The organism is Haloarcula sp. JP-L23, from assembly GCF_011602445.1.
GTDB lineage: Archaea > Halobacteriota > Halobacteria > Halobacteriales > Haloarculaceae > Haloarcula > Haloarcula pellucida.
In genome coordinates, this window is record NZ_CP050014.1 from 822977 (window position 1) to 843324 (window position 20348).

General features: G+C 67.0%; 22 protein-coding genes. 9 read left to right on the plus strand and 13 right to left on the minus strand.

Annotated features, from left to right (window positions below; genetic code table 11):
- The first annotated feature begins 219 nt into the window (after positions 1-219).
- The 4 genes from G9465_RS04090 (at position 220) to G9465_RS04105 (ending at position 3793) form a co-directional block, all read left to right on the plus strand.
- The gene (locus G9465_RS04090; protein ID WP_166967771.1) at positions 220-1074 is read left to right on the plus strand and encodes a sulfurtransferase; all 855 of its coding nucleotides are present in this window, start codon (positions 220-222) and stop codon (positions 1072-1074) included.
- A 168-nt stretch (positions 1075-1242) separates the two neighbouring features.
- A complete protein-coding gene (locus tag G9465_RS04095; RefSeq protein WP_166967773.1) occupies positions 1243-1527 on the plus strand; it encodes a hypothetical protein in 285 nt (94 codons plus the stop codon).
- Positions 1528-1854: 327 nt separating this feature from the next.
- The gene (locus G9465_RS04100) at positions 1855-2535 is read left to right on the plus strand and encodes a heme-binding protein (RefSeq protein WP_166967775.1); all 681 of its coding nucleotides are present in this window, start codon (positions 1855-1857) and stop codon (positions 2533-2535) included.
- 25 nt (positions 2536-2560) lie between these two features.
- Positions 2561-3793 carry an MBL fold metallo-hydrolase gene (locus tag G9465_RS04105; RefSeq protein ID WP_166967777.1) on the plus strand — a complete coding sequence of 411 codons (1233 nt, stop codon included), beginning with the start codon at positions 2561-2563 and terminating at the stop codon, positions 3791-3793.
- A gap of 21 nt (positions 3794-3814) precedes the next feature.
- Here the strand turns inward: G9465_RS04105 and G9465_RS04110 are convergent, their stop codons facing one another.
- From G9465_RS04110 to G9465_RS04125, 4 genes are all read right to left on the minus strand, one after another.
- Positions 3815-3976, minus strand: a complete 162-nt coding sequence (locus tag G9465_RS04110) for a ribbon-helix-helix protein, CopG family (protein ID WP_166967779.1) — start codon at positions 3974-3976, stop codon at positions 3815-3817.
- A 100-nt stretch (positions 3977-4076) separates the two neighbouring features.
- Positions 4077-5468, minus strand: a complete 1392-nt coding sequence (locus G9465_RS04115; RefSeq protein WP_166967781.1) for a sugar porter family MFS transporter — start codon at positions 5466-5468, stop codon at positions 4077-4079.
- A 319-nt stretch (positions 5469-5787) separates the two neighbouring features.
- A complete protein-coding gene (locus G9465_RS04120) occupies positions 5788-6873 on the minus strand; it encodes a hemolysin family protein (RefSeq protein WP_166967783.1) in 1086 nt (361 codons plus the stop codon).
- A gap of 33 nt (positions 6874-6906) precedes the next feature.
- On the minus strand, positions 6907-7860 hold the full coding sequence (locus G9465_RS04125; protein WP_166967785.1) for an oxidoreductase: 954 nt from the start codon (positions 7858-7860) through the stop codon (positions 6907-6909).
- Between the two features lie 82 nt (positions 7861-7942).
- Here G9465_RS04125 and G9465_RS04130 point away from each other — a divergent pair, with 82 nt between their 5' ends.
- Positions 7943-8191, plus strand: coding sequence for a glutaredoxin family protein (locus G9465_RS04130; RefSeq protein WP_166967787.1), 249 nt, complete (start codon positions 7943-7945; stop codon positions 8189-8191).
- Here G9465_RS04130 and thiE read toward each other — a convergent pair whose 3' ends face one another.
- On the minus strand, positions 8192-8836 hold the full coding sequence (gene thiE / locus G9465_RS04135; RefSeq protein WP_166967789.1) for a thiamine phosphate synthase: 645 nt from the start codon (positions 8834-8836) through the stop codon (positions 8192-8194).
- A 237-nt stretch (positions 8837-9073) separates the two neighbouring features.
- Here thiE and G9465_RS04140 point away from each other — a divergent pair, with 237 nt between their 5' ends.
- Positions 9074-10210: a site-2 protease family protein gene (locus tag G9465_RS04140; RefSeq protein ID WP_166967791.1), complete on the plus strand. Its 1137-nt coding sequence runs from the start codon at positions 9074-9076 to the stop codon at positions 10208-10210.
- A gap of 76 nt (positions 10211-10286) precedes the next feature.
- Here G9465_RS04140 and G9465_RS04145 read toward each other — a convergent pair whose 3' ends face one another.
- The gene (locus G9465_RS04145; protein WP_166967793.1) at positions 10287-11642 is read right to left on the minus strand and encodes an arylsulfotransferase family protein; all 1356 of its coding nucleotides are present in this window, start codon (positions 11640-11642) and stop codon (positions 10287-10289) included.
- Positions 11643-11729: 87 nt separating this feature from the next.
- Here G9465_RS04145 and G9465_RS04150 point away from each other — a divergent pair, with 87 nt between their 5' ends.
- Positions 11730-12584, plus strand: coding sequence for a ZIP family metal transporter (locus G9465_RS04150; RefSeq protein ID WP_166967795.1), 855 nt, complete (start codon positions 11730-11732; stop codon positions 12582-12584).
- Positions 12585-12660: 76 nt separating this feature from the next.
- Positions 12661-13239, plus strand: a complete 579-nt coding sequence (locus tag G9465_RS04155; RefSeq protein ID WP_166967797.1) for an NADPH-dependent FMN reductase — start codon at positions 12661-12663, stop codon at positions 13237-13239.
- Here the strand turns inward: G9465_RS04155 and G9465_RS04160 are convergent.
- The 7 genes from G9465_RS04160 to G9465_RS04190 form a co-directional block, all read right to left on the minus strand.
- Entirely contained in the window at positions 13236-14111 is an 876-nt protein-coding gene (locus G9465_RS04160) for a helix-turn-helix domain-containing protein (protein WP_166967799.1), read from the minus strand. The two genes, G9465_RS04155 and G9465_RS04160, sit on opposite strands and share 4 nt — an antisense overlap.
- Positions 14112-14145: 34 nt before the next feature.
- The gene (locus tag G9465_RS04165) at positions 14146-14445 is read right to left on the minus strand and encodes a CPCC family cysteine-rich protein (RefSeq protein ID WP_166967801.1); all 300 of its coding nucleotides are present in this window, start codon (positions 14443-14445) and stop codon (positions 14146-14148) included.
- Positions 14446-14518: 73 nt separating this feature from the next.
- The gene (locus tag G9465_RS04170; RefSeq protein ID WP_166967803.1) at positions 14519-14803 is read right to left on the minus strand and encodes a DUF6360 family protein; all 285 of its coding nucleotides are present in this window, start codon (positions 14801-14803) and stop codon (positions 14519-14521) included.
- 406 nt (positions 14804-15209) lie between these two features.
- A complete protein-coding gene (locus G9465_RS04175; RefSeq protein ID WP_166967805.1) occupies positions 15210-16376 on the minus strand; it encodes a nicotinate phosphoribosyltransferase in 1167 nt (388 codons plus the stop codon).
- Positions 16377-16468: 92 nt separating this feature from the next.
- Positions 16469-16654 carry a hypothetical protein gene (locus G9465_RS04180; protein WP_166967807.1) on the minus strand — a complete coding sequence of 62 codons (186 nt, stop codon included), beginning with the start codon at positions 16652-16654 and terminating at the stop codon, positions 16469-16471.
- A gap of 241 nt (positions 16655-16895) precedes the next feature.
- A complete protein-coding gene (locus G9465_RS04185; RefSeq protein ID WP_166967809.1) occupies positions 16896-18224 on the minus strand; it encodes an Hvo_1808 family surface protein in 1329 nt (442 codons plus the stop codon).
- Positions 18217-19695, minus strand: a complete 1479-nt coding sequence (locus G9465_RS04190; RefSeq protein WP_166967811.1) for an Hvo_1808 family surface protein — start codon at positions 19693-19695, stop codon at positions 18217-18219. The genes G9465_RS04185 and G9465_RS04190 overlap by 8 nt, the downstream gene beginning before the upstream one ends.
- Before the next feature lie 80 nt (positions 19696-19775).
- Here G9465_RS04190 and G9465_RS04195 point away from each other — a divergent pair, with 80 nt between their 5' ends.
- On the plus strand, positions 19776-20348 hold the full coding sequence (locus tag G9465_RS04195) for a cysteine hydrolase family protein (protein ID WP_166967813.1): 573 nt from the start codon (positions 19776-19778) through the stop codon (positions 20346-20348).

The following is a 20348-nucleotide window of genomic DNA, read 5'->3' on the forward strand; positions in this document are numbered from 1 at the left end:
GTCGAAGGTGGTGGCAACTATTGCCGGATGTGTGCCGCGCTGGCTCTGGGGACTGGACAGGTCGGGGCCGCATCTTCCGGTCCGCTCTCTACGGATGCGTCTCGTTCACAATATGCGTTCACGTGATAGGGGCAACATATGCCGTCACGGGGGAGGAGTGGCCGTACATGCCGCCACTCGTGGTAATATATGTGTGGTAGTCGAATAGTTGGTCGCACAATGACTGATTACGCCAACGACGTGCTCGTCTCGGCCGACTGGGTCAGCGAGCACCTGGACGAGTTCCAGAGCGACGACCCCGCCCACCGCCTCGTAGAGGTGGACGTGGACACAGAACTGTACGACGAGAGCCACATCCCCGGCGCCATCGGGTTCAACTGGGAGACGGACCTGCAGGACCAGACCACCCGCGACATCCTCTCGAAGGAGGACTTCGAGGACCTGCTGGGTTCCCACGGCATCAGCGAGGACTCCACCGTCGTCCTGTACGGTGACAACTCCAACTGGTTCGCCGCCTACACCTACTGGCAGTTCAAGTACTACGGCCACGACGACGTCAAACTCCTCGACGGCGGCCGCGAGTACTGGGTCGAGAACGACTACGAACTCACCGACGAAGTGCCCGAGTTCTCCGCCGTCGACTACGAGGCCTCCGGCCCGCGCGAGTCCATCCGCGCCTACCGAGAAGACGTCGACAACGCCATCGAGCGCAACGTTCCGCTCGTCGACGTTCGCTCGCCCGAGGAGTACTCCGGCGAGATTCTCGCACCCCCCGGACTGCAGGAGACGGCCCAGCGCGGCGGCCACATTCCCGGTGCGGAGAACATCTCGTGGGCGGCCGTGACCAACGACGACGGCACGTTCAAGAGCTACGACGAACTCGAAGAGCTCTACGGCGAGTACGGCATCGACGGCGACTCGACGACCGTCGCTTACTGCCGTATCGGCGAGCGCTCCTCCGTCGCCTGGTTCGCGCTCCACGAACTGCTGGGCTACGAGGACACCATCAACTACGACGGCTCCTGGACGGAGTGGGGCAACCTCGTCGGCGCTCCCATCGAGAAGGGCAGCTAAGGCGTTCTAACTTCACTGATTTCTTTGCGCGCAGGTCGGTGAGCCGTGCGTGAGTTTCGACTAACAGCAGTTACGACACGAGAAAGCCCCGACACTCTCGTTCCGTTCAGCACACACGCTGACGTATCCTAGCCGTGGATTGAAGAGCACGGCCGCCAAGCACACCGTGTGGACCGACAGGAACTCGAAGCGGTGCTGCGCGAGACGTTCGACGCGGACGACGAGCCGGTCGCCGTCGTCGCGCGACAGGCTCGCGACTTGGCCGACGCCGGGCAGTTCGACGCCGACTTCGACGGCGAACTGACCGTCGACACCGTCGTCCGGAACTTACAGGACGCCCCCGGCGACTACACGCTCGTCGAGCGGTGGAACTGGTGGCTGGGGGCGCTCGACCTCTCTCACGGCGGCTACGCCCGGTTCAGCGTCAGACCGGACGTCGATACGCGGTCGTAGCCGTCGCTCTGAGGTGTAAAAAAACGGGGACCGCGACGCCAGTCAGAATACGCTCAGTCCGTGCGCCTCTCGTGCGTGTTCGAGGAGGTCCTCGGTCGTGTCGAAGTCCTCACCGCAGCTGCACGTGTGGTACGTCGTCGGTGTCTGCTGGCGTGTCGCCATGACAGGTTCACCTTATCGCCCAATCATAATAATTGTTTATGTGCTATTGGTACCGCGCCTCAATCCGAGTGCTAACAAGGAACACATACCGCAAGACTGCGACGCTACGCTCCTGAACCATTAGCTCGGCTACATTCTTTGGGGCCGGGGTGCGTCTCTCCTCGTATGGCCGCACGAACCCGCAAACTCCTCGCGACGCTCGCCGCCGCCGTCATGCTCTGGGTCGGCTGGGGACTGTATATAACTAGAACGACAGAACACGTCCCCTACGAGACGCTCGACGAGTTCGACGGCGTCGAGATACGCCGCTATCCCCGCACGGTTCTCGTCGAGACGACGGCGCCCACCGCCGGCGCGGCGTTCCGCCGCCTGTTCCGGTACATCTCCGGCGAGAACGAGGCGGGCGAGGACGTCGATATGACGGCACCCGTCGCGACGGACGGCGCGACCGTCGAGATGACCGCACCGGTCAAAATCGGTACCGACGTAACGATGACGGCGCCGGTCCGCACGGGCGACGCGGACGACGACCCGGTCACGATGGCGTTCTACCTCCCCGCGGAGTACACCCCGGCGACGGCACCGGCACCGACGGACTCCACCGTCCGCCTCGTCGTCGACCCGCCGCGGACGGCCGCAGTCCGCGCGTTCGGGTGGTACGCCACCGCCGACCGCGTCGCCAGCGAACGCGAGGCGCTACTGGAGACGCTCGCCGACCGAGGTATCGAAATCCGTGGCGACCCCGTCGTCCTCCAGTACAACGACCCGTGGACGCCGCCGTTCATGCGGCGGAACGAAGTCGCGGTCGACGTCGCCGACGGTGGAAACTGGACCGACGAACACTAACCGACGAGGGCCGTACTCGACGCCGATGGAGGTCCAGTTCCTCGGCGGTGCCGACGAGATAGGCCGGAGCGCCGTGCTCATCGACGACAGTCTCCTGCTGGACTACGGGATGGCAAGCGAGTCGCCGCCGCAGTACCCCGTCGGCGACGTGGACCCCGACGCCGTCGTCGTGAGCCACGGCCACCTCGACCACGCCGGGGCCGTCCCCGCACTGATGTCGAGCGGCGACCTGCCGCCGGTCCACTGGACGCCGCCGACCCGTGACCTCGCGACGACGCTCGCCGAAGACACGCTGAAACTCCACGGCTCGACCCCGCGCTGTCCCTTTACCGACACCGACGTACGCCGTCTCACGCAGGCCTCCGTGACCCACGGCTACGGCGAGTCCTTCGAGGCGGCCGGCTACGAGGTGACGCTGTTCAACGCCGGCCACATCCCCGGGAGCGCCCACGTCCTCGTCGACGATGGGGACACCCGTCTCCTGTACACCGGCGACTTCCACACCGGCGACCAGCGACTCGTCGCTCCCTCCACCGCGCGTCCCGAGGCCGACGCCGTAATCTGCGAGTCGACGTACTCGGACGTGACCCACGAGGCCCGCGAGACGGTCGAGAAGCGCTTCGCCGAGAGCATCCAGCAGACCGTCTGGCAGGGCGGCACCGTCGTCGTCCCCGCCTTCGCCATCGGCCGCACGCAGGAGGCGATGCTCGTCTGTGCGGCCCACGACGTGGACTGCTACGTCGACGGGATGGGCCAGCGAGTCACGACGCAACTGAAGCGTCACCCCGAGTTCCTGCGTGACGCCGACGCGCTGGCCGGCGCGACGTCGTCTGCACGCTTCGTCGACGGCCGTGACGGACAGCGAAAACGGATCGCGAAGCAAAACACCGTCATCATCACGACGAGCGGGATGCTCTCGGGCGGCCCGGCGATGACCTACGTCCCAGCCATCCGACAGCACCCGACGAACAAGGTGGCGCTGACCGGGTATCAGGTCGAAGGGACGCCGGGTCGCGAACTGCTAGAGACGGGCAGCGCCGAACTCGACGGGCGCGTGATGCCGGTCAGTGCGCAGGTGGAACTCCACCAGTTCTCGGCCCACGCCGACCGCGACGGCCTCCTCGAGTTCCTCGATAGCTACCGGGAGACGCCGGTCCTCATCAACCACGGCGACCGGACGGCGGCCTTCGCCGAGGAGTTACGTGCCGATGGCTTCACGGCCAGCGCGCCCGCACTCGGCGAGGCTGTCAGGCTCTGACCGTCGACGACAGCGCTCCGCTCACTCCTCGTCGCGACGCTTCAGCCACTCGTCGAGCAGGTCCCGTATCGCGGCGTCGCGGTTGTCGCGGTGGTCCGCGAACGCCTTCTCGTCGACCGCTTCGAGCAACGCCTCGTCCAGTTCGAGTTCGACCTCTTCGAGGTCGAGGAACGTCTCGTTCATCGGGTTCGAAACAGGGTACGGGTGGGTAAATACTCTCGTCAGACGGGTGTCCTGCGTTCGTGTGACACGGTCCGTCTGACGGCCGAACCGCGGGCGACAGTCAGTCCGCGGCTTCTGTGGGTGTGCCGATGTTCTCGCGGAGGTCCGCCTCGATGGCCTCCAGCGAGCGCCCCTTCGTCTCGGGGACGAGTCGGTAGGTGAACAGCAGTGCGACCAGGCTACAGGCGCCAAACAGCCAGAACGTCGAGGGCTTGCCGACGCCTGCGGTCAGCATCGGGAAGGTGAGCGACACGAGCAGGTTCGCCCCCCAGTTGGCGACGGTGACGGTCCCCATCGCGCTCCCGCGGACCGCGAGCGGGTAAATCTCCGAGATGAGGAGCCAGAACACCGGCCCGAGGCCGATGGCGAAGAACGCGACGAACAGCATCAGGCTCGCCGTGGCGATCCAGCCGAGTGCGCCGCCGAACCCGGGGAGGTAGAACACCGTCCCGAGGACGCCGAGCGTGACGACCATCCCGCCGATGCCGACCTGCAACAGGAGGCGGCGGCCGACGCGGTCGATGAGCGCGATGGCGACGACGGTCATGACGACGTTGATGACGCCGATGCCCACCGTCGCGAGGATGGAGGTGGTGCTCCCGAACCCGGTCGATTCGAGGATGGTCGGCGCGTAGTAGATGACCGCGTTGATGCCGGTGATCTGCTGGAAGACGGCCAGTCCCAGACCGACGATCAGCGCCGGGCGGAGCCACGGTTCGAGGAGTTCCCGGACGCCCGTGCCGGACTGCTTCGAGACGGTCTCGGCTATCTCTTCGAGTTCCTCGTCTACGTCACCCTGTCGGGTCCGCTGGAGGACGGCCTCGGCCTCGTCCTTCCGTCCGTGTTCGAACAGCCAGCGGGGGCTCTCGGGCATCTTGAGCATCCCCACCGCGAGGATGACGGCCGGAATCATCCCGGTACCGAGCATCCAGCGCCACGCGCCGGCGTCGGCGAAGGCGTAGTTGACGAAGTACGACGCCAGAATCCCGACGGTGACCATCAGTTGGTTCAGCGAGGTGAGCGCCCCGCGGATGCGCGGCGGCGCGATTTCGGAAATGTACAGCGGGCCGACGATAGAGGCGAAGCCGATGGCCACGCCGTCTATCAGTCGGCCGGCGACGAGCACCGGGACGGACGGGGCGATGGCCATCGTCAGCGACCCGACGAAGAACACGCCAGCCCCGAGGAGTATCAGCCTGCGACGCCCCAGTCTGTCTGCCAGTTTCCCACCGACGGCGGCGCCCAGTGCGGCGCCGGCCATCGCGCCGCTCATCACGATGCCCTCGACCAGCGGCGACATCGTGAAGGTGTCGTTGATGTAGAGGAACGCCCCTGAGATGATGCCTGTGTCGAACCCGAACAGGAGACCGTTCAGTGCGGCCAGCGCGGACGTGAGGTAGATGAACCGGTCCCCGCCCCCGCGCAGGACGCTCCGGATGTCTGCTGTTGACATGATGTACATTTTCCACGTAGTTGGAAGTCCGTTATGAATCGTTCGAATCTATCAATCACATTTAATAACATATGACCTACCGCGTACGGCGATTTCGAAATAATCTATGTATATAGTATACCCTATCGTTCCCTGAAATATCTGGGTCCCACGGTCACGGGGGCGGCGGTACCGGTCAGTGACGCTCCCGCGCGCTCGGGGTCCAGCGCGGTCAGGACCGCCGACGCCGTCGGCGTCTTGAACCCCGAGCGGAGCGGCAGTTTCGAGAAGGCCGTCGGGCCGCAGCGTCGGCGGCCCGGAGAACTACCACGCCGACGCGCTAGGCGACGCCGGCCTGTTCGTCCATCGGGTCACGGATGTCGCCGACGACGGCCTCTAGCGCGTCGGTGACGGTGAGCATCCCGAGCACTTCGCCGTCTTCGAGGACGAGCGCGAGTTCCTGACTCTCTGCCTGAAACCGGTCGATGGCGTCGCTGACGCTTGTTTCTGCGGTCATCGTCATCGGCGGGGCCGCGATCGCTTCGAGGTCGATACCGCCGAGTACGGTGCCGTCGACCGGCTCCTCGCCGTGTTCGCGGACGAGTTCGGGCACGTAGACGATGCCCAGAAAGTCACCGAGGTCCTCGCCGACCAGCGGGTACCGCGTGTGGGGCGTCTCGGCGACTCGGCGGGCGTTCTCAGTCTCGTCGAGACTCGTCGACAGGACGACCATGTCTTCGGCGGGGACCATCACGTCCCTGACCTGCTGGTCGCCGGCGTGGAGCGCCGCAAGCACCTCCTCGCGGCGTTCTTCCGAGAGGCCGCCCTCGTTCAGTACCGACCCGAGTTTGTTCCGGAGGTCGGCCCGGGACTCGATGACGTCCTCCTCGGTTTCGAGCCACGCGCCGGTCATCTCGATGCCGAACAGTCGCAGCGTCCACTTCGCGACGGCGTCCCCGAGCGTGATGAGCGGCGAGATGAGCCAGTTGAACCAGTACAGCGGCGTCGCGCCGTAGCGACAGACGAACCGCGACCGCTCGACCCCCAGATACGTCGGCGTCTGCTCGCCGTGGGTCAGGTGGACGAGGTTGATGATGAGGAAGGCGATGGTGGCTCCGAGACCGATACCGGCGAGTCGCGACCCGGCGAACACTGGCTCGAACAGCGCGGCGAGCGCGGGTTCGGCGACGATACCCACCGCGATAGAGGAGGCGGTGATGCCGACCTGACAGGTGGTGAGATATATCTCGAGGTCGTTCGTCATCTCCCACGCGCGCTCCAAGGCGGCGTTGCCGTCGCTGACGAACTCGTCTTCGGTGAACTGCCGAGCCCGCGTCAGGGCGAACTCGATGGCGACGAAGAAGCCGTTGGTGAGGATGAGCCCGACCCCGGCCAGCAGTCTGACCGCTATCTCGACGGGTTGCATCGCCCGGCAGTTCAGCCGCGTTCGTGGAAAAAGCTAGTGTTGTATCGTCGTCGTCTCGAAGTCGTACGCGACGCCGGTCAACTCCGCGGAGACCGCCCAGAGACGGTCGGCGTCGCCCTCGTCTCTGGACGCCTCGTTGGACTGCTGGAACTCCGGATGGCCGCGCATCTCCAACAGGCCGTCGGGACCGACGTACTCGCCGCCGAGGACGTCGTCGGCCGTCGCGGCGTACAGCATCGGGAGCGCCCCCTGTGCGGCCGACTGGCCGAACAGCGCGTTGGCGACTTTCATCCCGGCCATCCGGAGCGACGACCCCATCTCGCGAGGGCCGCGGAACTGGAGGTCCGTGTCGGCGTAGCCCGGGTGACAGGCCACGCTGCGGACGTCGTCGATGCCGTGGTCGTCGAGTCGCCGGTCGAGTTCGTAGGCAAAGAGGAGGTTCGCCAGTTTGCTCTGGCCGTAGGCCGCCCACTTCCCGTAGTCCCGTTCGGACTGGAGGTCCGAGAAGTCCATCTCGCCCATCTCGTGGGCGCCCGAGGATTGCGTGACGACGCGGGCCTCGCCGTCGCTCGCCCGCAAGGCTGGGAACAGGTGGCCCGTCAGCGCGAAGTGACCGAGGTGGTTCACCCCCAGTTGCATCTCGAAGCCGTCGGCCGTCTCCTGTCGGGGGATGGCCATCACGCCGGCGTTGTTACAGAGGACGTCGACGGCGCCGTAGTCCTCGCGGACGCCCTCGGCGAACGCCGCGACGCTGTCGAGGTCGGCGAGGTCACACTCCCGGACGTCGAGGTCGGCGTTGCCGTCGACGTGGCGAATCTCCGAGGCCGCCCGTTCGCCCCGGTCGACGCTCCGACACGCCATCACGACGGTCGCGCCCTTCCCGGCGAACGCTTTCGTTCCCTCGTAGCCGAGGCCGCTGTTGGCCCCGGTCACTACCACGGTCCTGTCCTCCATCGCCGGCATGTCGTCGGCGGTCCACCCTGCCATAGCCCGTCGTTGGGGACGAACACACAGAAACCCCTCGGCGAAACAGATGGGCATTTGCCCGCGGAGCGGGTACGGCCGGGTGATGAGCGACGTGTCGGTCACGGTGTACACGCGCGAGGACTGTCACCTCTGCGAGGAGGCTATCGACACTATCGAACGAGTCGCCGACGACGAGGGCGTCGCGCTCGACCTCTCGCTGGTCGACGTCGACACCGACGAGGAACTGCGCGAGGAGTACGGCGAACGGGTCCCGTACGTCCTGCTCGACGGATCCCCGGCGTTCAAGTACCGCGTCGACGAGCGGCGACTCAGACGGAAGCTGACGGCGTAGCTACCGCTCGGTCCGCCCGCGTTCGACCGCTTCGCGCAGCGCCGCCGTCGCCGCCGTGGGGTCCTCGGCCCGCGTGATGGCGGTGATGACCGCGACGCCGTCGGCCCCTGCCGCGCTCACCTCGGCGGCGTTCTCGGCCGTGATGCCGCCGATGCCGACGATGGGAATGTCGACAGCGGCGGCGATGTCTGCGACTCGCTCCGGGCCGACGCCGTGTTCCTCGTCGGGGATGTCGTCTTTCGACCCGGTTCGGTACACCGTCCCCACGCCCAGATAGTCGGCCCCGGCCGCTTTGGCGGCCTCGGCGTCCTCGACGAACGACACCGAGCGGCCGATGATGGCGTCCTCTCCCAGCAACTCGCGGGCGACCGAGACCGGCAGGTCGTCGTCGCCCAGATGGACGCCGTCGGCGTCCAGTGCCTGTGCGAGGTCGATTCTGTCGTTGACGACGAAGGGAACGCCGGCCTCGCGGGTGAGGTCCCGAATCTCGCGGCCCATCTCGTAGCGCTCGCGGACGGTTCGGCCCTTCTCGCGCAACTGGACGACGCCGACGCCGCCTTCGATTGCCCGTTGGACTATCTCGCGGGTGGTTCGGCCCGCCGACAGCGACTCGCCCGTCACCAGATACACGTCCCAGTCGACCATATGTACGGCTCGGCCCGGCATCGTTCTCACTCTTGTGCTCTCGGTCCGGCAAAGACACTGTTCGCCGGTCTCCGAACGGTGTCGGGTGGTCCTCGCTGCTCTCGCTCGTGGTCGGCCTGCTCGCCGGCGCGCTGTGAGACACCTCGCGGCCACTACCGCCGCCCTCGGGGTCCGAGTCGTCGGCGTCCCCGGGGTCTGAGCCGAAGATATTACCGTTTCCCACCCGTCCGTTCGAGCGTGCGAAACTACCACATCACGACAGTGTGGGGGATTCCTATTCGTGTCAACATCTCCCTACTGGTTTTTCTGCCGGTGCTCGCGTGGCTCATCGGGAGCGGTGCACAGATAGAGTTCTACGCCGGCATCGTCGGTGGCCTCGCCGGGACCGAACTCGACCTCGTCCGCCTGCAGGCCGGAACGACCCCGTGGCTCGTCGGCACGCTCGCCGCCGTCGGCCTGTTCGTCAGCGTCACCCTCCACGAACTCGGCCACGCGTGGGCGGCGATGCGCTACGACCTCGAAGTCGAGTCCATCACGCTGTGGATTCTCGGTGGGCTGGCGAGTTTCAAGCAGATGCCCAGAGAGTGGAACCGGGAGTTCTGGATCGCCGTCGCCGGCCCGATAACCAGCGTCGCCGTCGGCGCGGTCTGTTACGCCGGAGTGCTCGCGCTCCCGGCCAGTGCGACCGTCACGCTGTTCGTCGTCGGGTGGCTGGCCGTGACGAACGTCATGCTTGCGGTGTTCAACATGGTCCCGGCGTTCCCGATGGACGGGGGGCGGGTCCTGCGGGCGCTGCTCGCGCGGAACCGTCCGTACGCCTCCGCGACCCGCATCGCCGCCCGTATCGGGACGGCCTTCGCCGTGCTCTTTGCCGTCTTCGGAGCGCTGACTTTTAGCCCGCTGTTGATTCTACTGGCACTGTTCATCTACGCCGCCGCCACCGGCGAGTCCCGGACCGTCGCGCTGTCTGACCTGCTCGACGGCCTCACAGTCGGCGACGTCGCTCGACCCGTGGCCCTGACCGTCGATGCCGACGCCAGCATCGAGGACTTGGTCGACCGGATGTTCGCCGACCGCTCCTCGGAGTTCACCGTCACAGAGAACGGCGAGGTGATCGGAGTCGTCACCATCGAGGACTTCCGCGCCCTCTCGAAGGCCGAGCGCGAGGCCGACACCGTCGCCGACCTGATGGAGACGGACCTGCCCCGGATGGCCGCCGACAGTCCCGCGTTCGACGCGCTTGTGGAACTCGATACGGCCCGGGCCAGCGCGGCCCTCATCGAGGGCCCCGACGGCGTTCACGTCGTCACCCGGGCGGACTTCGCTTCGGCGATGGAGATGCGACGGCTGGTCGGGACGTCGGGCCCGTTCTGATACTGTCGGCTGTAAACAAGTGAGATTTTACCGCCCGTAGCGAATCCCGCTACGACGTTACAGCCGACAGTACGACTCACCCGCGCTGGCGATACCAGTCGACGCTCCCGGCGGCGACGCCGACTATCGCGACGAACGAGAGGGCGAGGTGGGCCTCGCCGAACCAGAACGGTATCCACGGGGCCACCGCTCGGACGCCGACCAGCGCCAGCGAGAGGCCCGGAATCCGCCCGCTGTCGGTGGCCGTCCCGGTGCTGGTCGCCGCTTCGGTGGCGGTCCCGGCCCCGCTTTCGCCGTCTGCCGTCCCGTACTGTTGTGCCCCGGCACGCTCGCCTTCCGGCAGTCGCTCGGCCTCGTAGGGAATCGGCGAGTCGCTTGGGGTCCCCGTACTCCAGACGACGGTGCCGTTCGGCGTCACCTCGAAGACGCGCTTGTTCAGGGTGTCCGTGACCAGCGTGTTGCCGTTGTCCAGTCTGTCGGCGTCACGGGGCCAGTGGACGTCGATGCCGCCCGCCCGTTCGAGCGTCCACGCCGGTTCCCAGCGGCCGTCCTCGCGGTGGAGTTCGACCACGCGGTCGTTGTCCGAGTCCGCGACCAGAACCGCGCCGTCGCCCAGCCACTGGGGATTGTGCTGGTGGTCGAGTAGCTCGGGGTTGCCACAGCGCACGTCGCCGTCGCCGTCGAAGTCCGAGAGTTGCCCGTTGCCCAGACAGGAACTGTCGTCGCCGCCCCGGTCCTCGTTTATCACTTCGACGACGCCCGCACCGCGTTCTATCAGGAGAATCTGGTTGGCGTTGCGAACCGAGACGAGGTAGTGGGTCTGGTTGACGGCGTCGACGTCGTTGATGTGGAGCCAATCGCGCTTGGTCACGTCCGGCGGCGCGTCGTAGAACGACGAGGCGTTCCACTGCCACGTCACCGTCTCGTTCCGGACGGTGAATATCCGCTCGTGTTCCATGTCCGAGAGCAGGTACTCGCCCGAATCCAGCCGTTCGACGTCGTGGGTCTCGCTGTTCTTCGCGGTGCGGACCGGGAAGGCGTACTCGGAGACGACGCTCGGCCCGCCCTCGGCGTCGGGGTCGATGATACGGAACCCGGTCTTCGTACAGGGGGCGTCGTAGGGGCCACACCCGGATTCGTAGCCCGAGTGCATGAACCCGGCCATCACGGTGCCGTCCGGCAGCATCGTCACGTCGAAGTAGCTGTCGGCGCTGCCCTCGCGCCACGCGATAGAGCCGTCTTCGACGAGGTAGACGCTCCCCTTCTCGTGCCATCCGGGGCCGCCGCCCTGTGACCCGACGAGCGTCGCGCCCTCGCTGCCGTCGCCGCCGATACCGCGGTCCGGTGCCGTCGCCGCGCCGACCGCGAGCGTTCCGACGAGGAGGAGGAGGCTGAGGCCGACGAGAGCGACACCGCGCGTGGCACGTTCCATCACCCCCGTCTCCGCCGACGGCAGAAAAAAGCCTTCCGGGGTCCTCGGACGGTAGCTACAAAGGTCGGCGTCCCGCAGGCAACGACGATGCAGTCAGGACTCGCCGAGACGTTCTCGTCGCTCTTTGGCACCGACCCGCTCGTGCTGGGACTGGTCGGCGGCCTCGTCATCGCGACGTTGAACCTCTTCGGAGCGTCGCTCGTGTTGGTGTGGCGAGACCCCACGCAGGAGGCGCTCGACACCGCACTCGGCTTCGCCGCCGGGGTGATGCTGGCGGCGGCGTTTACGAGTCTCATCATCCCCGGCATCGAGGAGTACTCCGGCGGGAACCCGATTCCGACGCTCGTCGGCGTTGGCCTCGGTGCGCTCTTTCTGGACCAAGCCGACCGCTTTCTGCCCCACGCCCACTACCTCCTGACCGGGAGTAAACGGACCGATGCCGCCGGCCAGAGCGAGACGCTCCCCGTCCACGACGAGCGACTGGCCGGCGTCGTCCTGTTCATCCTCGCCATCACGCTCCACAACATGCCCGAGGGGCTCGCCGTCGGCGTCGGGTTCGGCGCGGCGGCCAGCGACCCGTCGCAACTCGGCGGCGCGCTCGCGTTGATGCTCGCCATCGGCATCCAGAACATCCCGGAGGGGCTAGCGGTGTCGGTGGCGGCCATCAACGCCGGCCTCGACAGACGTCTGTACGCCGTCGTCGCGGGAATCCGCGCGGGCGTGGTCGAGATCCCGCTGGCGGTTCTGGGCGCCGTCGCCGTCACCCTCGTCGAACCGCTGCTCCCCTACGCGATGGGCTTTGCAGCGGGTGCGATGCTGTTCGTCATCTCCGACGAGATAATCCCCGAGACCCACCGGAACGGTCACGAGCGCATCGCGACGCTGGGGCTGATGGGCGGCACTATCGTCATGCTGTATCTGGACATCTCGCTGGCCGCCTGAACTGAGTTTCAGTAAACGCGGCTACAGAAATGTATGTCTGGAAACATTAAGGGGGGAGTCGCCCCTCGACTCTCCTATGTCACCGACCCCGTCCCGGCCGCTGGTCGTCGGCGTCGTCGGGAGCCTGAACGACGGAAGTGTCACCCGCAAAGCGACCGAATGTGCCCTCGCGGCCGCCCGTCAACGCGGTGCCAGAACCGAATTGCTGGACCTGCGTGAGTACGACCTGCCCGCGTTCGACCCGAACGCGACCCCGCCCGCCGACGTCGAGGCGCTCACGGACCGTATCGAGGCCGCCGACGCGGTACTGCTGGGAACGCCGATGTACCACGGGTCCTACTCGTCGCCGCTGAAGACGGCGCTCGACTACTGTGGCTTCGACGAGTTCGACGACACCACGGTCGGTCTGCTGGCCGTCTCCGGTGGCAGTTTCCCCCTCCCCGCCCTCGAACATCTCAGAAGCGTCTGTCGGGCGTTCGAGGCGTGGGTGCTCCCCCATCAGGCCGCCATCACTGACTCGCACGCTATCGACGGAGCACTCCCCGACGCCGACCGCGAACGACTGACCGAACTGGGCGAACGGGCCGTCGCCTACGCCGGTATCGACCCCAGCCATCCCGCCGAGCAGTGCCCCGGCGCCCCCGCTGACGACTAATCGAACGCCGTGACCGTCGGCGTCTCGTCGACGACGGCCACACGCTCCTCGTCCCCGACGGCGACGGCCACCGCCACCTCCCACGGGTCGTCGCTGCGCACCGTGACGGCGTCCGGGTCGACGACGAACGGCAGTTCCCACAGCGGTTCGCTCCGGAGGTCGACCCCGTTCTCGTAACAGAAGCCCCGTACCGCCGGGTGTGACAACAGGAGTACCCCGGTGGGGACGTTCCCGTGGTAGCTACACTGCCGGCAGTCGAAGCCGACGGTGACGGGATGCCCCGGCACGGCGACGGCCTTCGGTGGTGCGTCCGTTCTGAGCCACCGCCTGACGTGTCCGGCACAGACCGGACAGATGTCTGTCTGTGCCTGTGCCCACGTGTTGCGTGCCACCCGGTCGAAGACGCGCCCGATCTCGTCGCCGCTCCGGTCGACCAGTCCGCCGGGGTCGAAGGGGTGACGCAGGTGCCGCCGCCCACACTCGACGCAGGCGACCCGACCGCCTTCGAGCGTGTCGTAGGTAAATGCCAGCCCACCCCCGCAGTCGAGACACGACCCCGACACTGGCTCGGCGTCGACGCCGTCCTGTCGGTGGAACGCGCCGTTGTGGATGGCATCGACGACTCGGTGACCGGGGTAGGTCAGCGCGTACACTCCTCGGTCGGTCTTCGCGACGAACCGCCCCTCCAACTTCGAAAGGTGGTAGTTGAACTTCCCGCTGTCACGCTCACCGATACGCTCCCGCAGTGTCGAAAACGAGAGCCGCTGGCCGTCGGCCTCGCCCAGCGCTCGAAGGATGCTGATGCGGAGTTCGTGGCCCACCAGCGCGAACGCTTCCTCCGGCGAGATGTCCGCCCGTCGCTGTTCGCCCATACCCGGCGCGTTGCCACCGGTCGGTAATAGTGATTTACCTGTCGTACGGCCAGTTGGGGTCCCGGTCGAACCCGTCGGGCGAGACGCAGGACTCGACTTCGTCGGGGTCACAGGCCCCGTGTTCGCGGAAGTTCTCTCGTGCCGCCGCCAGTGAGACGTGGTTGGTGTCGCTGACGCAGTCGACGTCGCCGAACTGGGTCGGGTCGTCGAGCCAGTGACATACCGGGCAGACCTCGTAGGACCCCGGCCGTCCTTTCGGTAGTGTCCGGTAGCCACAGCACGGGCAGTACCCCAGTTCCCGTGCCGCGGGGTTCCCGGGCGCGTCGGTCGACATGGCCCGTGGTAAGTGGCGACACATCAAAGAACCACCGGGTCGTTCACACGCCGACAAACCACAAGAAAGCGCTCTACTCGGACTGTGCGGCCTCGACTTTCTCCGCGTACTCTTCGAGTTCGGCGGCGAGTTCGCGGGCCTGTGCCGCCGAGAGCGTGACCGTGTCGGCGTGGGGCTTCACCGCGTCCAGTTGTGTGTTGTCCATCTCCAGTTGCAGTTCGACGTGGTTGGGGTTCTTCCGGGGTGCGGTGACGTTCAGCACCGCCAGCGCCTCCTCGTCGAAGCCGTGGCCCTCCACCTTGCCGTCTAGCAGGTCGAAGGTGGTGTACGCGTTGACTTTCATGATGCGGTCTGCCATGTCCGCTCGTAGCGTCGCTGTGAACTTAACCCCGTTCACTCGGTTCAGTTGCGAACGTGGACAACCGCTCGTCCGGTGTGACAGCGATACCGCTCCAGCGGCGTAGAAAGCCCCCGGCCGGTCCGCTGAGAGCGTTTCCGTAACCGTAATGTCGAAAGCCCCCGGTCGGTCGCGGTCGCTGCCCGACATATCCTCGCTCGTGCCTCGCTCGGATAGTGGTCGAGCAGGCGACTTCTCTCTGACGCGACCGCCCGGCCCCTTTCAGTCCACCCAGTCGGTTTGCGTCACCGGCGGAAACAGTCGGTTGCGTCGTCAGCAGAAACTGGGCGGCCGTGTCACTGGCAGAAACCGTCGGTTGCGTCGTCGTCAGAAACCGTCAGTCATCCCGCCGGCGACGAGTGGTGGTTTACTCCGCTTCGCCGTTCTCGCTCGTAAACCCGACCAACTCGGCGTCGGCGGCGGCGCGCTCGATGGCCGCGTCGAGGTCGAACTCGCGGACTAGTTCGCCGTCCCGGAGCAGGGGTTCCATGAGCGACTCGGCGTCTGCCGGTCCCTTGCGGCCGGCGAGACCGACGTGGTGGCCGCCGTCTGCGGTCCGGTACACCGATTTCTTCCCCGTCAACTTCCCGCGCTTTGCGGCCGGTTCGCCGTCGACTTCGACGATGTCGAGCGAGAAGTCCAGCGGGTCGGCGTTCGAGACGTAGCTTCCGACGCCGAAGCCGTCGGCCACGTCCCGCAGATTTCGGAGCTGTTCGGGGCCGAGGCCGCCCGAGAGGAAGACGTCCACGTCTTCGTGGTCGTGGGCGTCCAGCGTCCAGCGAACTTCCCGGGCGATGTAGCGGAAGTCGCCGCGCCGAGAGCCGGTCGTGTCGAGGCGCACGCCGTCTAGGTCCTCGACCGCCGCCGCGGCCCGCAGGGCCTCGTCCACCTCGTCAGAGTAGGTGTCGGTCAGCGCGATGCGGGGCGTCTCTTCGGGGACGGCCTCGTCGAAGGCCCGCCACGCGGCCTCTTGGTGGCCTCGACCGAAGCAGATGACCAGCGCGTGTGGCATCGTTCCGCCGGCCTCGCGACCGAGGACGTCGCCGGCGGCGACGTTCGAGAAGCCGTCCAGCCCGCCCAGCAGGGCCGAGCGCTCGATCATCGCGCCCAGTGACGGGTGGACGTGCCGCGAACCGAAAGACAGCACCGTCGAGTCGGGCGCTGCGTGCCGGGTTTCCAGTGCCCGGGTCGCCACGCCGGTCGGGTGCGAGAGAAAGCCAAGTAGCGCCGTCTCAAGCCGACAGAACTCCTGATAGGGGCCCTCGATTCGCATGACCGGGCCGCCGTCGAACAGTTGGCCCTCGGGGAGGGCGTCGACGTCTATCGCGCGCCCCGCCAGCAGTCCGGCGGCGTCTTTCAGCCCCGCCAGTAGCTTCCACGTCCCGGTAGCGAACTGGTTGGCCGTCACCTCTGCGACCACGTCGGGGTTCTTGCCGGCGTGGTCCAGTGCCTCCATCGTCCGGTCGAAGTAGGCGTCGGTCGCCCGCCCCTCTCGGATGGCCTCGGGCGGCACGACGTCGAACTCCTCGCTCATACCCCGCTTTCGGCAGGTAGTTCAAAAAGGACCCCGGTCCACGGGTCGTCACGGTGACACACTGGTTCGATAGCGGTCGCAGCGCCGTTCGACTACTTTTCGGCGAGTTCGGACCGAGTACGGTCGTCGGTAATCGCCTCGATGAGCGCTTCGCTTATCTCACTCTTGCGGTGTGAGACCTGCAGGTGGACATAGATGTCCGTTGCCGTCTCCCCGGAGTGGTCACAGAGGGGGCAGGCGTACGACGCTTCGTCTCGGTCCGTCGCTGATGCGGACATCATCGGTTGCATCTACACTCTAGATGTAATTCGTTCTATATGAATGTGTGTCATCAGCGAACTGACAGCATCGGTGGCGCCGTCGCGCTGCGTGCACGCTGAACCAGATACCGCGCCGGCGACTCGGTCACTGTCTACTACGGCCCGGACGACACAGCCCCGCTGACGGGCCGAGCGGGACAGGCAGCGTGGGTCGTCGGGACTCGCGATACTCGCCGTCGTCACGGGATTCGTCGTCCGCTCATCCGCGCGGCCGATGGATGCTCGCGAGGTCGTCGACGGTCGGCCCGTTGACGATGCGGACGGTATCGCCGGACCGGCTGATTCGGAAGGCGTCCGCGAAGGGACTTGGCTCGGGGACGACGTAGACGTTCGCCCGTGGCTGGGTCGCGCCGTGTTCCTCGACCAGCGCGGCCCGATAGGCCTGTGCGAACTGGCGGGCGTCCTTTTCGGAGTCCCACGTGCTCACCCAGACGTAGCCGCCGGCACCCGACCCGTTGTGGTAGGGGACGACGCTGTCACCGGCCCACCCCGCCGATGGCTCGCTCTGGTAGCGGTAGCGGTTGGCGTCGGTCTGGTTGTTGTGGTACATCGTCGCGAAGATAGAGGCCTCGCCGACGGTGTCGGCCACCGGGTCGTGGTCGAACCGGTTCCACTCACCGTTCGAGCGGTCCGGGACGGTGACGTTCTCGGGATTCTCGTCGGGGTACTTCTTCGGGTGGATGACCTGTTCGGTGCTCTCCGGGTACTCGTCGTAGATGGCGTCGACGGCGTCCCACCCGCCGTCGTCGTAGATGGCGTCGATGAAGAACGGTCCCGTCGCGTAGGGCTGGTAGATGACCGTGAACAACCCGGGGTTCTGTGGGCCGCCACCGCCACCGCCACCGTTCCGGTCGGGGCGGGTGATACAGTTCCAGTCGCCCTCACACCGTCGCTGATACAGTGCCTGGACGTAGTTCGCCTCGCCCTCGATGAGGCCGTCGCGGGCCAGTTGCTGGTCTTGGGTCTCGGCGGACCCGTTCAGTCCGAACTGCTGGTCCTGCAGGGCGTGGACGAGTTCGTGTGCCAGCGTCCGCCGGTCGACCTGCGGCGTCTCGGTGGGACTGACGATGACGATGCGGTCCCGACTCGGCGAGTAGAAGCCCTGCACGGAGGTCGAGAGCGTGTCGTCGATGGTCTCGCTGCTCCCCGAGTCCTCGCCGATGAGCAACAGCGACTCCCACACCTGATCGTTCCACGGGTCCTCGGGCGGGCCGGCACCGCTGCCGTTGCCCCGCGAACGGTTGCGGTACTCGGCCCGCGAGACGACCTCGACGGGGACCGTCTCGGTGAACTCGCGGTCCCGAATCCGCTCTACGCGGGCCATCGTCCGGGCGGTGACGGCCTCGCGTTCGCTCTCGTTGAGGCCGTCGTCGGTCGTCACGTTGACGGGGTCGTCGTACCAGTACCCGTTCTCCCAACCGATGCTGTCCTCGCCGTTCGGGGCGTCGGGGTGGTCGTTGCCGCCGAAGGCGGGGACGGTACAGCCAGCGAGGACGACAGTCAGTGCGAGTAGTAGTTCCTTACGCATCGTAGACCTCGTTCAGTTCGCGCTCGGTCGGCGCGTTGACGACGGTGACCGTGTCGCCGGAGACGTGGACGGCGACGGCGTCGGCGAACGGACTCGACTCGGCCAGCACCCACGTTCCGTCGGCAGTCCGTGTCCCGCCCCAGTGGCTGAGGACGGCTGTCCACGCCCGGGCGAACGCCTCGGCGTCGCGTTCGGTCGACCAGACAGTACGCCAGGTGTAGGCCGTCTCCGTGCCGTTCGTGTAGACGTGCATCCGGCCGCCCTCCCACCGGGTCGTCGCGGGGAGGGCGTAGTCGTACGGGTCGGCGCTGTCGAGTGACCGCCCGTCGTAGTTGAACACCTCGTCGGGGGCGACGACGGCCGACTCGTTGTAGTCGTCGGCGAGCGTGTAGGCCATCGTCGCGGCGATGGCCGAGGGGCCGACGACGGCGTAGTCCGGGCGGCCCGAAGGCCTGACTCGCTCCCACTCGTCGGTCGACCGGTCGGCCAGTTGCACGTCGCGTGGCTCCCAGTCGGGGTACTCGCCGGGGGCCATGACCTCGCGAGCGCCGTCGGGCGCCTCGTCGTACGCGTCGTTCACCGCCGCCCAGCCACCGCGCTCCCGGCGGTCGTCGACCAGCCCAGTGCCGTCGCTGTACGGGAAATACAGGAGAAAGCCAAGTCCGAAATGTCGGTCGCCGCCGCCGCTTGCACCGGGTTCGCTCGACAGACACTCCCACTGGACGCCACAGCGAGCGGTGTAGCTATCGGTCGTCGCCACCGCGTCGCCCTCGACGAGGCCGTTGTACCCCTGTACGGCATCGCGAGTCCGGGCGTCGCTGTCGAGACCGAACTGCTGGTCCTGCAGGGCGTGGACGAGTTCGTGTGCAAGCGTCGACTCCGAGACGGTCGGCGTCTCCGCGTCGGAGACGAGGACGATGGCCTCGTGACTGGGACTGTAGTACCCCAGCACGCTCTCGCCGAGTTCGCTCCGCTGGACCGCGATAGAGTCCCGGCCCTCGCCGACGAGGAACAGCGCCTCGAACTTCGCGTTGTCGAACCGGCGGAGCGACTCGCCGGGGTCGCTCCCGCCGGTCCGATTGCGGTACGCCTCACGGGAGATGACCTCGACGGACACCGTCCGCTCGAACTCCAGTTCGCGGACGAACTCGACGCGGGCCATCGACCGGGCGACGACGGCGGCGCGTTCGCTCTCGTTGAGGCCGTCGGCCTCGGTCACGGCCAGCGTCTCGTTGTGCCAGTACCCACCCTCCCAGCCGAGCACGTCCGAATCGGGGTCCGGTCGGGCCGTCTCGCTCGCGTGGGCGTTGTCGCCGCTCCCGTTCGATTCGAGTTCCAGCGTGAACACCGTGTCCGCTGTCGGCGTCGCTGTCGCCGGCTGTTCGGGAGCGCCGAGGCTGCTCTCGAACCCGTGACACCCGGCGAGGAGGAGCGTCACGGCACACAGAAGGGCGACAGACTGGCGGCGCATCTACCGTATCGAGGGGGAGCGCGGTGAAAAGTCACACGCTCAGAGTAAGGTTCGTAGGCCTCGCGGCCGAACCGTCGACTATGCAACTGGACCCGACCCAGACGGCCGTCGTCGTGGTGGACATGCAAAACGGCTTTTGCCACCCCGACGGCAGCCTCTACGCACCGGACAGCGCGGCGGCCATCGACCCCGTGAACGAACTCGTCGACCGGGCCCGCGACGCCGGCGCGAGCGTCGTCTTCACCCGCGACGTGCACCCGCCCGAACAGTTCGAGGAGAACCACTACTACGACGAGTTCGAGCGGTGGGGCGAACACGTCGTCGAGGGGACCTGGGAGGCCGAACTCGTCGAGGAACTCGACCTGCGAGCGGACGACCTCGTCGTGGAGAAACACACCTACGACGCCTTCTACCAGACGCAACTGGAGGGGTGGCTCGACGCCCACGGCGTCAAAGACCTCGTCGTCTGCGGCACGCTGGCGAACGTCTGTGTGCTCCATACGGCCGCCAGCGCGGGCCTGCGCGACTACCGCCCGGTGCTCGCCGAGGACGCCGTCGGCTTCATCGAGGAAGACCACCGCGAGTACGCCTTAGAGCACGCCGACTGGCTGTTCGGCGAGGTCACCGAGCGCGACGCCGTCGAGTTCGCCTGA

Coding starts and splice junctions, on each gene's coding strand:
- G9465_RS04090 (WP_166967771.1), top strand. CDS start 220: ATGACTGATTACGCCAACGACGTGCTCGTCTCGGCCGACTGGGTCAGC.
- G9465_RS04100 (WP_166967775.1), top strand. CDS start 1,855: ATGGCCGCACGAACCCGCAAACTCCTCGCGACGCTCGCCGCCGCCGTC.
- G9465_RS04105 (WP_166967777.1), top strand. CDS start 2,561: ATGGAGGTCCAGTTCCTCGGCGGTGCCGACGAGATAGGCCGGAGCGCC.
- G9465_RS04110 (WP_166967779.1), bottom strand. CDS start 3,976: ATGAACGAGACGTTCCTCGACCTCGAAGAGGTCGAACTCGAACTGGAC.
- G9465_RS04115 (WP_166967781.1), bottom strand. CDS start 5,468: ATGTCAACAGCAGACATCCGGAGCGTCCTGCGCGGGGGCGGGGACCGG.
- G9465_RS04120 (WP_166967783.1), bottom strand. CDS start 6,873: ATGCAACCCGTCGAGATAGCGGTCAGACTGCTGGCCGGGGTCGGGCTC.
- G9465_RS04125 (WP_166967785.1), bottom strand. CDS start 7,860: ATGGCAGGGTGGACCGCCGACGACATGCCGGCGATGGAGGACAGGACC.
- G9465_RS04130 (WP_166967787.1), top strand. CDS start 7,943: ATGAGCGACGTGTCGGTCACGGTGTACACGCGCGAGGACTGTCACCTC.
- thiE (WP_166967789.1), bottom strand. CDS start 8,836: ATGGTCGACTGGGACGTGTATCTGGTGACGGGCGAGTCGCTGTCGGCG.
- G9465_RS04145 (WP_166967793.1), bottom strand. CDS start 11,642: ATGGAACGTGCCACGCGCGGTGTCGCTCTCGTCGGCCTCAGCCTCCTC.
- G9465_RS04150 (WP_166967795.1), top strand. CDS start 11,730: ATGCAGTCAGGACTCGCCGAGACGTTCTCGTCGCTCTTTGGCACCGAC.
- G9465_RS04155 (WP_166967797.1), top strand. CDS start 12,661: ATGTCACCGACCCCGTCCCGGCCGCTGGTCGTCGGCGTCGTCGGGAGC.
- G9465_RS04160 (WP_166967799.1), bottom strand. CDS start 14,111: ATGGGCGAACAGCGACGGGCGGACATCTCGCCGGAGGAAGCGTTCGCG.
- G9465_RS04165 (WP_166967801.1), bottom strand. CDS start 14,445: ATGTCGACCGACGCGCCCGGGAACCCCGCGGCACGGGAACTGGGGTAC.
- G9465_RS04170 (WP_166967803.1), bottom strand. CDS start 14,803: ATGGCAGACCGCATCATGAAAGTCAACGCGTACACCACCTTCGACCTG.
- G9465_RS04175 (WP_166967805.1), bottom strand. CDS start 16,376: ATGAGCGAGGAGTTCGACGTCGTGCCGCCCGAGGCCATCCGAGAGGGG.
- G9465_RS04180 (WP_166967807.1), bottom strand. CDS start 16,654: ATGTCCGCATCAGCGACGGACCGAGACGAAGCGTCGTACGCCTGCCCC.
- G9465_RS04185 (WP_166967809.1), bottom strand. CDS start 18,224: ATGCGTAAGGAACTACTACTCGCACTGACTGTCGTCCTCGCTGGCTGT.
- G9465_RS04190 (WP_166967811.1), bottom strand. CDS start 19,695: ATGCGCCGCCAGTCTGTCGCCCTTCTGTGTGCCGTGACGCTCCTCCTC.
- G9465_RS04195 (WP_166967813.1), top strand. CDS start 19,776: ATGCAACTGGACCCGACCCAGACGGCCGTCGTCGTGGTGGACATGCAA.